The sequence below is a fragment of the Streptomyces sp. JLYT201 genome (assembly GCF_059448825.1).
Map to the genome: position 1 here is coordinate 294,817 of NZ_CM182551.1, position 14,123 is coordinate 308,939.

Annotated in this window: 14 protein-coding genes; 6 read left to right on the top strand and 8 right to left on the bottom strand. The window is 70.7% G+C overall.

Features of this window, described 5'->3' with window-relative positions; all coding sequences use genetic code 11:
- Positions 1 to 23 precede the first annotated feature (23 nt).
- Together AC5WAM_RS01215 and AC5WAM_RS01220 are read left to right on the top strand one after the other, a co-directional pair.
- A complete protein-coding gene (locus AC5WAM_RS01215) occupies positions 24 to 1,409 on the top strand; it encodes an NAD(P)/FAD-dependent oxidoreductase (RefSeq protein ID WP_495521196.1) in 1,386 nt (461 codons plus the stop codon).
- Positions 1,410 to 2,071: 662 nt separating this feature from the next.
- Positions 2,072 to 2,377 carry a hypothetical protein gene (locus tag AC5WAM_RS01220; RefSeq protein WP_495521197.1) on the top strand — a complete coding sequence of 102 codons (306 nt, stop codon included), beginning with the start codon at positions 2,072 to 2,074 and terminating at the stop codon, positions 2,375 to 2,377.
- Between the two features lie 82 nt (positions 2,378 to 2,459).
- Here the strand turns inward: AC5WAM_RS01220 and AC5WAM_RS01225 are convergent, their stop codons facing one another.
- From AC5WAM_RS01225 to AC5WAM_RS01245, 5 genes are all read right to left on the bottom strand, one after another.
- On the bottom strand, positions 2,460 to 3,197 hold the full coding sequence (locus AC5WAM_RS01225; protein ID WP_495521198.1) for a pentapeptide repeat-containing protein: 738 nt from the start codon (positions 3,195 to 3,197) through the stop codon (positions 2,460 to 2,462).
- A gap of 310 nt (positions 3,198 to 3,507) precedes the next feature.
- Positions 3,508 to 4,262 (bottom strand): IS5 family transposase gene (locus tag AC5WAM_RS01230; RefSeq protein ID WP_495523776.1). Its coding sequence is split into 2 segments (ribosomal slippage): positions 3,508 to 3,971 and positions 3,971 to 4,262, totalling 756 coding nucleotides; the frame shifts between segments, so codons are not numbered across the junction.
- A 130-nt stretch (positions 4,263 to 4,392) separates the two neighbouring features.
- Positions 4,393 to 5,133 (bottom strand): nucleotide-binding protein, encoded by a 741-nt coding sequence (locus AC5WAM_RS01235; protein WP_495521199.1) that lies wholly within the window; start codon positions 5,131 to 5,133, stop codon positions 4,393 to 4,395.
- 316 nt (positions 5,134 to 5,449) lie between these two features.
- Entirely contained in the window at positions 5,450 to 6,169 is a 720-nt protein-coding gene (locus AC5WAM_RS01240) for an IS5 family transposase (RefSeq protein ID WP_495523777.1), read from the bottom strand.
- Positions 6,170 to 6,292: 123 nt separating this feature from the next.
- Positions 6,293 to 6,667 carry a VOC family protein gene (locus AC5WAM_RS01245; RefSeq protein ID WP_495521200.1) on the bottom strand — a complete coding sequence of 125 codons (375 nt, stop codon included), beginning with the start codon at positions 6,665 to 6,667 and terminating at the stop codon, positions 6,293 to 6,295.
- Positions 6,668 to 6,860: 193 nt separating this feature from the next.
- Between AC5WAM_RS01245 and AC5WAM_RS01250 the strand changes: the two genes are divergently transcribed.
- Complete coding sequence (locus tag AC5WAM_RS01250; RefSeq protein ID WP_495521201.1) at positions 6,861 to 7,577, top strand: response regulator; 717 nt, start codon at positions 6,861 to 6,863, stop codon at positions 7,575 to 7,577.
- Positions 7,578 to 7,595: 18 nt separating this feature from the next.
- On the opposite strand, the gene AC5WAM_RS01255 is transcribed toward AC5WAM_RS01250, so the two are convergent.
- The gene (locus AC5WAM_RS01255) at positions 7,596 to 9,281 is read right to left on the bottom strand and encodes a sensor histidine kinase (protein ID WP_495521202.1); all 1,686 of its coding nucleotides are present in this window, start codon (positions 9,279 to 9,281) and stop codon (positions 7,596 to 7,598) included.
- A gap of 345 nt (positions 9,282 to 9,626) precedes the next feature.
- Here AC5WAM_RS01255 and ctaD point away from each other — a divergent pair, with 345 nt between their 5' ends.
- From ctaD to AC5WAM_RS01270, 3 genes are all read left to right on the top strand, one after another.
- A complete protein-coding gene (gene ctaD, locus AC5WAM_RS01260; RefSeq protein ID WP_495523778.1) occupies positions 9,627 to 11,249 on the top strand; it encodes an aa3-type cytochrome oxidase subunit I in 1,623 nt (540 codons plus the stop codon).
- A 3-nt stretch (positions 11,250 to 11,252) separates the two neighbouring features.
- The gene (locus tag AC5WAM_RS01265) at positions 11,253 to 11,816 is read left to right on the top strand and encodes a hypothetical protein (RefSeq protein WP_495521203.1); all 564 of its coding nucleotides are present in this window, start codon (positions 11,253 to 11,255) and stop codon (positions 11,814 to 11,816) included.
- Between the two features lie 139 nt (positions 11,817 to 11,955).
- Positions 11,956 to 13,221, top strand: coding sequence for a globin domain-containing protein (locus AC5WAM_RS01270; RefSeq protein ID WP_495521204.1), 1,266 nt, complete (start codon positions 11,956 to 11,958; stop codon positions 13,219 to 13,221).
- A gap of 112 nt (positions 13,222 to 13,333) precedes the next feature.
- On the opposite strand, the gene AC5WAM_RS01275 is transcribed toward AC5WAM_RS01270, so the two are convergent.
- Together AC5WAM_RS01275 and AC5WAM_RS01280 are read right to left on the bottom strand one after the other, a co-directional pair.
- The gene (locus AC5WAM_RS01275; protein ID WP_495521205.1) at positions 13,334 to 13,864 is read right to left on the bottom strand and encodes a GNAT family N-acetyltransferase; all 531 of its coding nucleotides are present in this window, start codon (positions 13,862 to 13,864) and stop codon (positions 13,334 to 13,336) included.
- Positions 13,861 to 14,067 (bottom strand): MbtH family protein, encoded by a 207-nt coding sequence (locus tag AC5WAM_RS01280; RefSeq protein WP_366791846.1) that lies wholly within the window; start codon positions 14,065 to 14,067, stop codon positions 13,861 to 13,863. Before AC5WAM_RS01280 ends, AC5WAM_RS01275 begins: the two co-directional genes overlap by 4 nt.
- Positions 14,068 to 14,123 lie beyond the last annotated feature (56 nt).

Sequence of the window (14,123 nt, forward strand, 5' to 3'; positions counted from 1 at the left end):
CCTCCCGCACCCCAGGAGTCTCCATGCCAGGTACGCGTGCCTCCGCCGTGGTCATCGGCGCCGGACTGGCGGGGCTCTTCGCAGCCCGAGTCCTGGCCGGACACTTCCGGCAGGTCACGGTGGTCGACCGGGACGAACTCCCCACCGTTGCGGCACACCGCACCGGGGTCCCTCAGGGGGCGCATGTCCACGCGCTGTTCACCCGAGGGCTGCGCACCGTCGAAGAGCTGGTGCCCGGGTTCACCGACACGCTCCTTGAGCGCGGAGGACAGCGCATCGACGTCGGCGCCGACCTGGCCATCCACACCCCGTACGGCTGGGGCGCCCGCTCCGCTTCCCCCCTCCGGGTGGTCGGAGCAAGCCGCCCCCTCATCGAAGCCATCGTCAGAGAACGGATCACCGCGCTTCCCGGTGTCCGCCTCCTCGACGGCCACCACGTCGAACAGCTGGTGGGAACCAGACACCGCGTGACAGCCGTGCGGGTCCAAGATCTACGGCTCGACAGCTCGACCAACCTCCCCGCCCAACTGGTGGTGGACGCGTCCGGACGCGGCTCCCGGCTCCCGGCCTGGCTGGACTCCCTCGGCTGCCCCGAACCGGTACCCGAGAGTGTGGTGGACCCCCAACTGGGCTACGCCACCCGGTTGTACCGCAGGAACTGCGCCGACGGCCTGGGCTGGCGGGCCTGCTACAGCCTGCTCAGCGGTCCCGCCACGACACGCGGCGCGGTGATCGCCCCCATCGAGGGCGGCCAGTGGATCGTCACCCTCCTGGGCATCGGTCCGGACCGCCCCAGCAGACAAGAGAGTGACTTCCTCCCCTTCGCTGCCTCTCTACCCACAGCTGAGATCGCCCATGCCCTCCGGCACATGACACCGCTCACCCCGGTGGCCACCAGCCATGCCACCACCAACCGCCGCCGCCATCTCGACCGGGCCACAGCACTACCCGCCAACCTCTACGTCCTCGGCGACGCGGCATGCGCCTTCAATCCCGTCTACGCACAAGGCATGACCACGGCAGCGCTCAGCGCCCAGCTTCTGGACGCCTGCCTGCGCAAACCTGCCGAGCAGACGGCCCCCGCAGCCCGCTACCACCACCGCCTCTCCCGCCTGATCAACGCGCCATGGCTCCTGTCCACCACAGCCGACCAGCGTTTTCCACTCACCCAAGGCCCTACCCCCTCAGTGACACGCCGTCTCATGGCCGGTCACCTGGACCGAGTCCTGGCAGCCGGCACCCGCAGCCCCCAGGTACAGCACGCTTTCCTGAGGATTCTGACCATGGTCGACGCCCCCTCCTCACTCGCAGACCCCGCCACCCTGCTCCGCACCCTGCGCCACAGCGCCCGGACGGCATCAACAACTACCCGACCAATACGCACCAACGCCCCTCGAGAGTCCGGCTGATCAGGGCTACCAGCTGTTCAAGATCCATTGATGGCGAGTTCTGGGTTCCCCCTGGCTGGACCTGATTCTTGTCTGCCAACGCGATGGCCACCCGCCGCCACTGCCGCGACCACGAACGCCTCCCCTGTCCCTGGCCGGGCAACATTGCGGTCTGGTGCCTGCCCGCGGCCGCGTTCTAAGCTGCCGACCGAGGGAAATCTGCCCCTCCCGGCCCCCCCAGCCCTCGGGCTCAGCATGACAACCGAATCACCCCGGCTGGCCGGAGCCCGCTCTGCAGCGAACCGCTGACAGGCCCCAGCCCTCGTCCCCGCGGCGATTCGAGGAGGGGCGAACTCCCGCACGCCCCACCGCCGTGGGCTTCCGGCCCGACCCCCAGCGCCCGCTCGCCCTGGTCCGCCACGCTGCCCCGGCGCCCGGCCAACCGTAGTCGGCTCGGCATGAGTTCACGAATCCTGAACCCGCAGGTCAGCGTGCTGACAGACACAAAAGGTCCGAGGATCGGTCAACTGGCTCCGCACCGTCGCCGCAGGTCAAAGGTGATTACAGAGAGCTACTTGCCACCTGGCGGCAGCTATACGAGAACACGGCCTGTTCGGCTGGCCGCGGGCCGCGGCCAGCCCGGTCTGTGGCGTCAGGTGGTCGCGTCCAGGAGGGTGTCGACCATGGCCATGGCGTTTCCTCCCATGCGCCGAGACACCCTGATCGGCACAATCACCGTGGCGGAGAACGACTTTCCCTCGCGCAGCACGTTCGTTGCCGAGCCTGTATTCGCCGAGGTGAAGCCGTGGTTCGACGAGGTTTTGGCCATCGTGGAGTCGGACGACTTCAAGCGATTCGCTGCGGCCTACGACTGCATTGCCCAGGAGCTGACACTCGTGTCGCCTTCCGGGGCGGTAGCCGACTTCCTTCTGCACATTGACGGCAGCGAGGCATGGTTCCGGCGGAGCGACGAGCCCTTCGGGGGTTAAAAGTCAAGTTCAGCTTGAGTTTTAACCCCCGGCCCGGGTGCAGATCCCGTCATGACATGGTGTGGCTGTGCAGTTATCGTCATCACCTGCTGTTGTCATCCTGAATTCTTTTGACCAGCGGATCCTGCGCCAAGCGTGGCGGCAGCTTGGTGGTGTGGTCCGGCATAGCCCCCAGCAGGACGCTACGCGGGAGGTCTACCGCCTCGCGCAGATCCGCTCTCCCCAGGTCCGCGCCGTCCAGGTCGGCTCCCGCCACCTTCACTCGCCGCATGTCAGCGCCCATGAAGATGGCGTCCCGCAGGTCGGCGTAGTTGAGTTCGGCTCCGGACAGGTCAGCGTCGCTGAACCGGGCGCCCATCAGACGTGCGCCGTCCATGATCACGCCCGGGAGCCGGGCGTGATCGAGCTGCGCCCAGGACAGATCTGTACGGGACAGATTGACCACGGTGTCTCCATCCCGCTGGGGGTCCCTGTTGCCGATCACTTCCAGCGCTGCCGCCACGTCCATCTTGGGCGGGTCATCGAGGGCGTGCACCTTCCCGTCGCGCCTGGGAGGCCCCACCTTGGGCTTGTTCTGGGACGCGGGGGCTTGGCCCTTCGGGAGTCTCGCGTGGGTGCGCACGTAGGCGCACAGCAGGTTGACGATTGTGGGTTGGTCGCGGGGAGAGTCCTGCATGATCCGCTGCAGGGCGTAGATGCCGGCCAGACGCACGTCAACCGACCCACTGCCCATCTGAGCTGCTGCGGCAGTGTACCGGTCGGTGATCTGCCCTTCCTCACTGATGCGCTGCTCGTCGGACACTTGCTGGATGGAGATCACTGCCAGGAGCGTGGCAGCCAACGTGGAGAGACTCACCACCATCCCTCCGATTCGCTCCCAACGCCCTGGAGGCTGCCCATCCTGCGCGTTGAGGTGGGTGGCCTCAGCGGACCGACTGTCACTTTCCCTGTCCGGCAAACGTGGTCGTCGTGATCCCAGCGGCGCCCGCCGCCTTCGAGCTGGTTGCATTCTCACTAGTATTCGATGTGCCGATGTATCGCGGGGCGGATTTCGGGGGTAGCTTCGGGTTTCGATTTGGCCAAAGCGCCAGGTCGCAACTCATCTCAGAGAGATGCCAGGTTAAGAACTCCTAACGCAACGTGGTTCGCAGGCGTCGCCAGCAGATGAGTGAGCAGGCCAGTTTCAGGAAGGCTTCGTGGATGTCGGCGCGGGTTTCCCAGCGGATGCGCAGGCGGCCGAACCAGTGCAGCAGTGCGATGGTCTGTTCGGCGACCCACCGTGTGGTTCCCAGTCCGGAGCCATGGGCGGTGCCGCGGCGGGCGATGACGGGCTTGATGCCCCTTGCCCAGACCTGGCGGCGGTAGCAGTCGTGGTCGTAGCCGCGGTCGGCGTGGATCTCCCTGGGCCGCTGACGGGGCCGGCCGCGTTTGCCGCGGATGCGCGGCACGGCGGCCAGCAGGGGCATCAGCTGGGTGACGTCGTTACGGTTGCCGCCGGTCAGCGTCACAGTCAGCGGGATGCCAGTGGCGTCGCAGATCACGTGGTGCTTGGAGCCCGGCCGACCGCGGTCGACGGGGCTCCGTCCGGTTTTGGGCCGCCTTTGAGCGCCCGGATGTGGGAGCTGTCGGTCACCGCCCGTGACAGGTCCAGGCGGTCGGTGGCCCGCAGTTCGTCCAGCAGTACCTCGTGCAGCCGCTGCCATACTCCCGCGTTGTTCCAGTCCCGCAAGCGGCGCCAGCAGGTCATCCCGGAGCCGAACCCGAGCTCCTGGGGCAGCCATTTCCACTGGATGCCGGTGTAGAGGACGAAGGGGATGCCGCACAGCACCTTGCGGTCCTGCAGCACCTTCTTCCGGCCCGGTCGCCGTGCTCCTGCTGGTGACATCGGCGGCAGCAGCTCAATCCGTGACCACAACTCATCGTCAACCAGCCAGGGTTGAGGGTTCGCTTGCCCACACCCAAGCAACCGCCACGACTCTCCGGAAGTCACGGCTACCCGTATTGCGTTAGGAGTTCTAAAACTCAAGCTCATCCGAGCAAGGTCTCGGCGATGCGCTCGAACGCCGCGCCGCCGTTCTGCTGCTCCCGGGGGCGCCCTCCTGGTCGGCGATGTACGGGACGGCTGGGGCCAGCACGGGGAGCACGGTGCGCAGTCCGGAGAGGTAGTCCTGCGCCCGGGCCCCGGTCTGCTTCCGTGCGCCGGGCAGCACGATCCCTGCGCACCCTGCCACCGGGAACGGTGCGAACATGCCCTCGAAGTCGCCCGGGGCCAGCCTCCAGCGCACCGCCCGCCGGTTCGCGCGCATCACCGCCAGCCACCTTGCATCCCAACCTGCAGAAAGGGGGCAGCCGTTCGCGCCGGTGGTCTCGTCGACGAGCAGCTCCCACGGGTCGGGGCGGTGCCACAGGCTCGCGACGCCGATCCAGTGGTCGGCTGCCTCAGCGATGATCCGCTGATCGGTGGGGCCGGAGTCGAGGAGGACGGCGTCGTGCTGCGGTTCACGGGCCAGCTGGCGCAGGCGTACCGTGTCCGGTGCCCCGTCGGCCAGCGCGCTCTTGACCTGGACTCCGTCCGGAAGCCCACCGGTGAACGTCCCCCGTGCCAAGCCCGTGGGATCGGTGTCGACCGCCAGGCTCCGAAGGCCCCGGGCGGCGAGCGCGCGGGCGAGCCCCACGGCGGTGGAGGTGCGCCCTACTCCGCCACGCCCCCCGCGCTCCCGCACGAGGGCTGCTGATGAAGAGGCCGGCGACGTCATCAGGGTGCACCAGCACTCTGCGTCGGCTGCCCGCCGAGCGGAACGGTGGAAGGTGCCCGGCGTATCTCCTTGTCCCGGTCGCGCTCGTCGTCGCAGACGTCAGGGATGGCGGCAAGCTCGGCCAGCCGAGCCGGGGCCTGGCGTGTCCGGCTAGAGGGTGTCTGAGAAGTCCTGTTCAGGACAGGACTCGTGCGGAACGGTGCAGCAGAAGCATGATGGTGGCCAGGTAGATCGCGCTCTCCTGGCCGGCTGCCAGGTACGCGTAGTCCCTGGAGAGTCGCCGGTAGCGGGCCAGCCAGGGCGAAACTCCGCGCGATCACCCAGCGGCGGGGAACCACCACGAACATCGGTATCTCGCCTGGTGGCGCGTCAGCCTTGGCCCGGGTGCTGCGGAACCCGCCGTCCTTGGGCTGCACGGGCTCGATGGTGATCCCGGTCTCCTCCCGGGCCCAGTCCAGGAAGTCCCGGCCTCGACAGCCCTGGTCGGCCCACATACATGCCACAGCCGGGGGAACTTCCCTGCGCACCGGGCCAGCAGCACCGAGGCGCCATCTCGGTCGCTGACGTTCGCCGGACTCACGCAGACTGCCAGGACCAGGCCGAGCGTGTCGACCAGCAGGTGACGCTTGATGCCCAGCACCTTCCTGCCGCCGTCGTAGCCGTGCCGGCCGCCGCGCCCGGTGGCCTTGACGCCCTGGCTGTCCACCACCCCGGCGCTCGTGGTGGGTCCGCGGCCCTGGCCAGTACGTTCCCTGGCCCGCAGAGCGGCGAGGATCTCTTCCCAGCGGTCCTCGATCCGCCACTGTCGCCAGTAGTGGTAGACGGCCTGGTACGGCGGGAAGCCGTACGGGAGCAACCGCCAGGCGCAGCCGGCCCGCACCCAGTACACCAGGGCGTCGATGATCTCCCGGCGGGGGTGCTTCTGCGGCCTTCCGCCGGGCTTCGGCGGCGCCACCAGCGGCACCAGCACCGCCCACTGCGCGACCGACAGATCCGTTGGATACACACGACGATGTCCGGCCATCCCGGCCTCCATCAGCACAGGGACTACCAACTCACCTCCCCTGAAAGGGCCTTCTCAGACACCCTCTAGCCGACGCCGTCGGGCCGGGTCGGCGAGGGGCGAGGGCCGCTCCCCGCCGCGGACCCGCCGCGTGGCTCAGTGCAGGCACAGGCAGAACGGGTGCCCCGCCGGGTCTGCGTAGACACGCCAGTTGGCCTCCGGGCGGAGCTGGTCCGTCCGCTCGAGGACGGTGGCGCCGAGGCCCAGGGCCCGCTTCTCCTCCACTTCGAGGTCGTCGACGTCGAAGTCCAGGTGGAGCTGTTGCGGGTGCTGCTGGCCCGGCCACTCGGGCGGTCGGTAGCCGTCCACGCGCTGGCAGGCCAGCGTCGTCCCCTCGAACCCGTGCACTTCGACCCAGTCGGAGTCCCCCGGGTCCGCGACCACCCTGCCGCCGAGCAGCTCCGCGTAGAACGTCGCGAGCCGTACCGGATCCGCACAGTCCAGCGCGACCGCTTGCAGCTTTCGAATCATGTCCAGCGCCTTTCGCCCCGAGGGCACTTCGGTGATGTTCCGTACGGGACGGCTCGTACCCACTGTGGCGGAGGTGTACCGCCGGGTTCACCCGCAGCGAAGGCACCTCACCGCATCGGCCTCCCGGCGGTCGCCGCCGGGAGGCCGCACCTCGTGTCGGGGGCCGGGCGCAGGGCCCGTACGCTGGTCTTCCGTGGAAGCACGTACACACAACGCCCCCGTTCCCGCGCCCGCTTCGCCGCTGCGGGTCTTCGTCCTCGACGACCACGAGGTGGTGCGGCGAGGCATACGGGACCTGCTGGACGCCGAGCCCGACATCGTGGTGGCCGGGGAGGCCTCGGACGCCGCCGAGGCGCTCGCCCGCGTCCCCGCCGTCCGGCCGGACGTCGCGGTCCTCGACGTCCGTCTCGGCGAGGGCGGCAGCGGCGACCACGCGGGCGTGGAGGTGTGCCGGGAGCTGCGGGCTCGCATGCCGGACCTCGCCTGTCTGATGCTCACGTCGTTCGACGACGACGAGGCGCTGTTCGACGCGATCATGGCGGGCGCGGCCGGGTACGTGCTCAAGCGGATCGACGGCTCGGACCTGGTGCACGCCGTGCGCACGGTGGCGGGCGGCGCGTCGATGCTGGACCCGCGCGCGACCGCCCGGGTGATGGCGCGGCTGCGCGAGCCGGAGCCCGAGCCCGCGCGCTCGCCGGAGCTGGAGCGCCTTTCACCGCGCGAGGCGGAGATCCTGGCGCTGATCGGCGAGGGCCTGACGAACCGGCAGATCGCCGACCGGCTGTTCCTCGCCGAGAAGACCATCAAGAACCGGGTCTCGTCCATCCTGACCAAGCTCGGCGTCGGCCGCCGCGTCCAGGCGGCGGTGATCGCCGAGCGGCTGCGCGAGCAGCAGGACGCCCGGCGCTAGCGAGGAGCGCGCGGGAGTTCAGTCGCCGGGCAGCGGCACCCGCCACACGATGCGGGTGCCGCCCGCGTCCGGGGACTCGACGGTCAGGGTCCCTGCGTACTGCTCGGCCCGGGAGCGCAGATTGGCCAGACCGCCGCCGCGCCCCGCGGGGTGGCCCGGCCCGCGGATGCCTGCCCCGTCGTCCGTCACCGTGAGCGTGAGCTCGTCCCCCGTGCCCGGAACGGCGAGCACCACGTCCGCGTGAGCGGCCCGGGCGTGCCGGGCGACGTTGCTGAGGGCCTCGGCGGCCACGGCTAGGACGTGCTCGGCCACGTCGGCCGGCACGGTGGAGTCCACTGGTCCGTCGATGCGCAGGGACGGGCTGAAGCCCAGGGACTGGGCGGCGAGGCGGGTGGTCTCCGGCAGCCGGTGGCGCAGCCCGGGCCCGCCCCGGTCGTCGCCCGCGGACCGCAGTTCGAAGATGGTCGACCGGATGATCTCGACGGTGGTGTCCAGGTCCCGCACCGCCCGCGCCACGCGTTCGGCGGCGTCCGGGTGCTCGACCATGCGGGTCGCGCTCCGCAGGGTCATGCCGGTGGCGAAGATGCGCTGGATCGCCAGGTCGTGCAGGTCGCGGGCGATGCGGTCGCGCTCCTTGAGGACGGCGAGCTCCTCCGACTCGGTGCGGTGCCGGGCCAGTTCGAGGGCGATCGCGGCCTGGTCGGCGAAGCGCGAGACCAGCGGCACCTCGGTGTCGTCGAAGGCCGGGCGGCCGGATCGTCTGCTCAGGCGCAGGGCGCCGGGGGCCGAGGCGCCCTGGGGCAGCGGGACCACGATGGTCGGGCCGTACGCCGCCGCGCCGAGCGGATGGGCACGTGGGTCGCTGTCGGCGTCCGCGGTGGCCACGGCCTCGCCGTTGCGGGCGGCGAGCCCGGCGAGGGATCCCCGCGCGGGCAGGGTCACGCCCTCCATGCGGGCGGCGCCGGGGCCGTGCGCCACCTCCACGGTGAGCAGGTCGCCGCCCGCGGGGGCCGGGAGCAGCACGGCGGCGAGATCGGCCTCGGCCACCTCGCTCGCGCGGCGGGCGATCAGGCGCAGGACCTCGCGGGACGCGGTCCCCGCGAACAGGCTGCGGGTGATCTCGCTGAGTGCCTCAAGCCAGCGCTCGCGCCGACGGCTCTCGTGGTAGAGGCGGGCGTTGTCGATCGCCACTCCGGCGGCGTTGGCCAGCGTCGTCAGGACGGCCTCGTCGTCGGCGTCGAATCCCGCGCCGCCGCGCTTCTCGGTCAGATAGAGGTTGCCGAACACCTCGTCGCGCACCCGGATGGGCACCCCGAGGAACGTCCGCATCGGCGGGTGGTGCGCGGGAAAGCCGAAGCTGGCCGGGTGGCGGCCGAGATCCGTCAGGCGGAGCGGCGCCGGATTGCGGATCAGTTCGCCCAGGATGCCGCGTCCGCAGGGCGCCTGCCCGATCCGGGCGGCCAGTTCGTCGGCCATGCCCACCGGCAGGAACTGCGAGAGGCTGTGGCCGTCACCGATCACGCCGAGGGCCCCGTACTCGGCGTCGGTGAGCGTGACCGCCGCCTCCACGATGTCGCGCAGGACCTGGGGGAGTTCGAGGCCGTGTCCCAGGTTCATGACGGCGTCGAGGAGGTTGTGGATGCGGTCGGGCACGTCGAGGCGCAGACGTGCCGACGCCGCCGCCGGGGGTGGTGATGCGGACATGGGGGAACTCCTGAGTCGGTCGGTGTTCCGTAGCGTACGGCCGTCACTCCTGCCGAAAGGCACGGCCCCCGCTTCCGTCAGACACCGCGTTCGCGCTGGTCAACGGCGTGACGACAGGGGCCGTTGGACCCTATCCGCGGGCCCGTTCAGGGACTGTTCGGCCCTGGCAGGACCCCGTGCCCCACCGGCGATCATGTGGCTGCGGCCGGGAAGCGCCGCCCCGTCCCCCGTGTGCACGGCGCTTCCCGGACGCCGACGACACGAGCACCAAGGGAAGGACGCCGTCCGGTGGACGAGGCGCAGATACAGCAGGTGACGGCCGCACGGCCCCGGGGCGGGCTTCCGGTGGCCGCCCGGGCGGACCGGCCGTCGTGGACGGAGTGGCTGACCACCACCGACCACAAGAGGATCGGGACGCTGTACCTGGTCACCGCGTTCGTCTTCTTCATCGTCGGCGGTGTGATGGCCCTGTTCATGCGGGCCGAGCTGGCCCGGCCCGGGCTGCAGATCATGTCGAACGAGCAGTTCAACCAGGCCTTCACGATGCACGGTTCGATCATGCTCCTGATGTTCGCCATGCCGTTGTTCACCGGCTTCGCGAACTGGATCATGCCGTTGCAGATCGGCGCCCCGGACGTGGCCTTCCCGCGCCTGAACATGCTGTCCTTCTGGCTGTTCCTGTTCGGCTCCACGATCGCGGCCGCCGGTTTCCTCACCCCGGGCGGCGCCGCCGACTTCGGCTGGTTCCTCTACGCCCCGCTGTCCGACGCGGTGCACTCGCCGGGCGTCGGAGCCGACCTGTGGATCATGGGTGTGGCCCTGTCCGGGTTCGGGTCGATCGCGGGCGCGGTCAACTTCATCACCACCATCATCTGCATGCGCGCACCGGGCATGACGATGTTCCGGATGCCGATCTTCACCTGGAACGTCCTGCTCACCGCGCTCCTCGTCCTGATGGTCTTCCCCGTCCTCGCGGCGGCCCTCTTCGCCCTGGAGTGCGACCGCAAGTTCGGCAGCCACGTCTTCGACCCGGCCAACGGCGGGGCGCTGTTGTGGCAACACCTCTTCTGGTTCTTCGGCCACCCCGAGGTGTACATCCTGGCGCTGCCGTTCTTCGGGATCGTCAGCGAGGTCATCCCCGTCTTCTCCCGCAAGCCGATGTTCGGCTACATGGGCCTGGTCGGCGCGACCATCGCCATCGCCGGTCTGTCCGTCACCGTGTGGGCGCACCACATGTACGTCACCGGCGGGGTGCTGCTGCCCTTCTTCTCCTTCATGACCTTCCTCATCGCCGTGCCCACCGGCGTGAAGTTCTTCAACTGGATCGGCACCATGTGGAAGGGCTCGCTGAGCTTCGAGACCCCGATGCTGTGGACCGTCGGCTTCCTCATCACCTTCGTCTTCGGCGGCCTGACCGGCGTCATCCTCGCCTCGCCGCCGATGGACTTCCACCTCTCGGACTCGTACTTCGTGGTGGCGCACTTCCACTACACGGTCTTCGGCACGGTCGTGTACGCGATGTTCGCCGGATTCCACTTCTGGTGGCCCAAGTTCACCGGCAAGATGCTCGACGAGCGCCTCGGCAAGCTCACCTTCTGGACGCTCACGGCGGGCTTCCACCTCACCTTCCTCGTCCAGCACTGGCTCGGGGCCGAGGGCATGCCCCGCCGGTACGCCGACTACCTCTCCGCCGACGGCTTCACGGCCCTCAACACCCTGTCCACGATCGGCTCGTTCCTGCTCGGCCTGTCCCTGCTGCCGTTCTTCTACAACGTCTGGAAGACCGCCAAGTACGGCGAGCCCGTCGTCGGCGACGACCCCTGGGGCTACGGCCGGTCCCTGGAGTGGGCGACCTCCTGTCCGCCCCCGCGGCACAACTTCGCCCGGCTTCCCCGCATCCGCTCCGAGTCCCCGGCCTTCGACCTGCACCACCCGGAGATCGCCGAGCTCGAAGGGGCGGCGAGGTAGGCCGTGTCCCACGCCGCTCTCGCCCTCGGCACGGCCCTGGTCACCGCCGCCGGTTCGGTCTGGTACGTTCCCGCGCTCATCGAACTGCGCGCGGGAGCCGACCGTCCCGTCGCCCGCCGCACGGCCGCGGCCGCCTGTGTGAGCGGATGGGCCACGGCCGCCGTGACCGCCGTGCTGCTGCTCGTGGACCGGACGTGGTGGGCACCCGGTGCCGCGGCCGCCACGGGCGCCGTGGTCGCGGCCGCCCTGCGGGTCCGCGCCGCCCTGTGGCGGCGCCGCGAGGCGCGGGAGACGGCGCACCACTGGGCGCGGTTGCGCGTCGGCCCGCCCCCGGCCGTCCGGCGGGACTCCCGGAACGTCGTGGCGGTCCTGGTCGGCTGCGGCCTCGTCACCGCGGTGGCCGTCGCGGTCGTCAAGGTGGCCGCCGGGCCCGGGGACGCCTCGGCGTGGCTGACCGCGGCCCTCGCCCCCGCCGCGGTCCTCGGGCTGTTCCTCACCGTCGCGTTCGCCCACGGCCGCGCGGTCCACCGCCGCGACGGGGCCGGGCAGGCGCGGACCCCGCGATAGGCCCGCTGCCGCGTTCCGCATGGGGCCGAAGGACCCCATGGGGAGGGCCGTTCGGGCGGCGGGGCCCGGTGCGAGACTCGCGGGGCGCTCCGGGACGGGCGGGAGCGCACTCCACGGAGCCAGAGCAGGAGAAGCCGCTGTGCAGACCGATCCCACCGACCAGTTCGAGGAATACCGCGTACTGCTCGCGCGACAGGAGGCGAAGCGGCTGCGGCAGAGCCTGCTGGACCCCGCCCCCACCGGTGCGGGCTCACCCGGTGCGGCGACCGGCGCCGACCCTCACGACGGAGCCGAAGACTTCCGGCTGATCACCGAGTCGCTGCCCCTCGTCCTGCCGTTCGACCGGCTCATCTCGGAACTGTACGCGGTGATGTTCGACCAGCACCCGTATCTGCGCAGTCTCTTCCCCGAGTCGATGGACTTCCAGCGGGTCCATCTGGAACGGGCCTTCCGCCATCTGATCGACCACCTGGACCGCCCGGACGACGTGGCCGCTTTCTGCCACCGCCTCGGCCGCGACCACCGCAAGCTGGGAGTGCGCCCCGTGCACTACGAGGTGTTCGAGACGGCCCTGGTGGAGGCGTTGCGCCGCCGTGGCGGCAGCCGGTGGCGCCAGGACGCCGAAGAGGCGTGGAAACGCATGCTGCGGCGGGCGGCGGCAGCCATGGTGCGGGGCGCGGAGGCGGCTCTCGCGGAACGGCCCTTCTGGCACGCCACGGTGACGGGGCACCAACAGTGCCGACCGGACCTGGCCGTGCTCCGGGTCTCCCCCACCGAGCCGTTTCCGTACCGCGCGGGTCAGTACGCCCTGCTCCAGTCGCCGCTCCTGGCGCGGGCCTGGCGCCCCTTCAGCATGGCGTGCGCTCCGCGCCGGGACGGCGAGCTGCAGTTCCACGTCCGCCGCACCGGTCCGGGCGGGGTGAGCGACGCCCTGGTGAACCGCACCCGCGTCGGGGACTCGCTGCTCGTCGGCCCCGCGCAGGGCACCATGACGCTCACGGAGGACGACCTCCGGCACGACGTGCTGATCGCGGCGATCGGTACTGGCTGGGCCGGTGCCAAGGCGCTCCTTGAGGACCTGGCCCGGCGCCGCCTGCCGGGCCGGACCGCCCGGCTGTTCCTCGGCGCGCGCACCCGCGACGATCTGTACGCCGCGGCCGCCGTGGCCGATCTGGAGAGCCGCCATCCGTGGCTGAGCACCGTCACCGTCGTCGGTGCGGCCGCCGAGGGCGACGCGCTGGCCGACGCCATCGCCCGGTGTCCGGCTTTCTCGCGCGGGCCCGTCTTCGTGAGCGGCCCGCCCGCCCTGGCCGCCACGGTGCGGCGCCTGTCCGCCCTGGGCCTGCCCGCCGACCGGATGCGCCACGACCTGACGGCATCCGCGCCGCAGGGGCCCGGGGCCTGAAGCCGGTGTCCGTCCCGGCCGCGCCGCCGCGCCGTCACCGCCCGGTCGGCGTGGGCGGTGCGCTGCGTCACGGCGTACGTTCCGATCCCGCGGCCGGGACGGACGCGGCGGATCAGATCACGTCGGTGAGCGGGATCAGGACCATCTTGGTCACGGTGCCGTCGTCGCCCACGACGTCACGCACGTGCTCGGCGTTCAGGCGCCGGCACAGCGCGAGGCTGGCGGCGTTCTCCGCGCCGACCATGCCGTACACCTCCTTGAGTCCGAGGTTCTCGGCGGCGTGCCGCATCAGGCCGTGCACGGCCTCGGTGCCGAATCCCTTGCCCCAGTACTCCGGAAGCAGCGCGGTGATCAGTTCGTGGCCGTCGACATTGCCGGTCTTCTTGCACTCCGCGTGGCCGATGTACGTGCCGTCGAGCCAGACGCCCCATACGTCGAAGAGGCGTTGGGGATACACATCCGTGAAGATCGCCTTGTACAACTGGCGCAGGTCGGCCTCGGGAACCTGGTCCTGGCCCATCCAGCGGCAGACCACCTCGTTGCGCAGGAGGGCGACGAAGTGGTCCTCGTCCTCGGGGCGGTAGGGCGTGAAGTCCAGGCGCTCGGTGCGCAGGGGTGGCGTGGTGGGCGTCGGCAGCGTCATCGGGATGCTCCTTGGTCCATTCGCTCGCGCAGGCTGCGGGGGCGCATGTCGGTCCAGACCTGGTCGACGTAGGCGGAGCACTCGGCTTCGGTGCCCTCCTTGTCCGTGCGGTGCCAGCCCGCCGGGACGTCGACGTCTATCGGCCACAGCGAGTACTGGTCCTCGTCGTTGCGCAGCACCTGGTAGCGGGTGTTCTCGTCCATGGTGTGGTCTCCTCTCGTGGGTGCGGTGTCGCCGCCCCGGGGCACCGGCGGTGCGG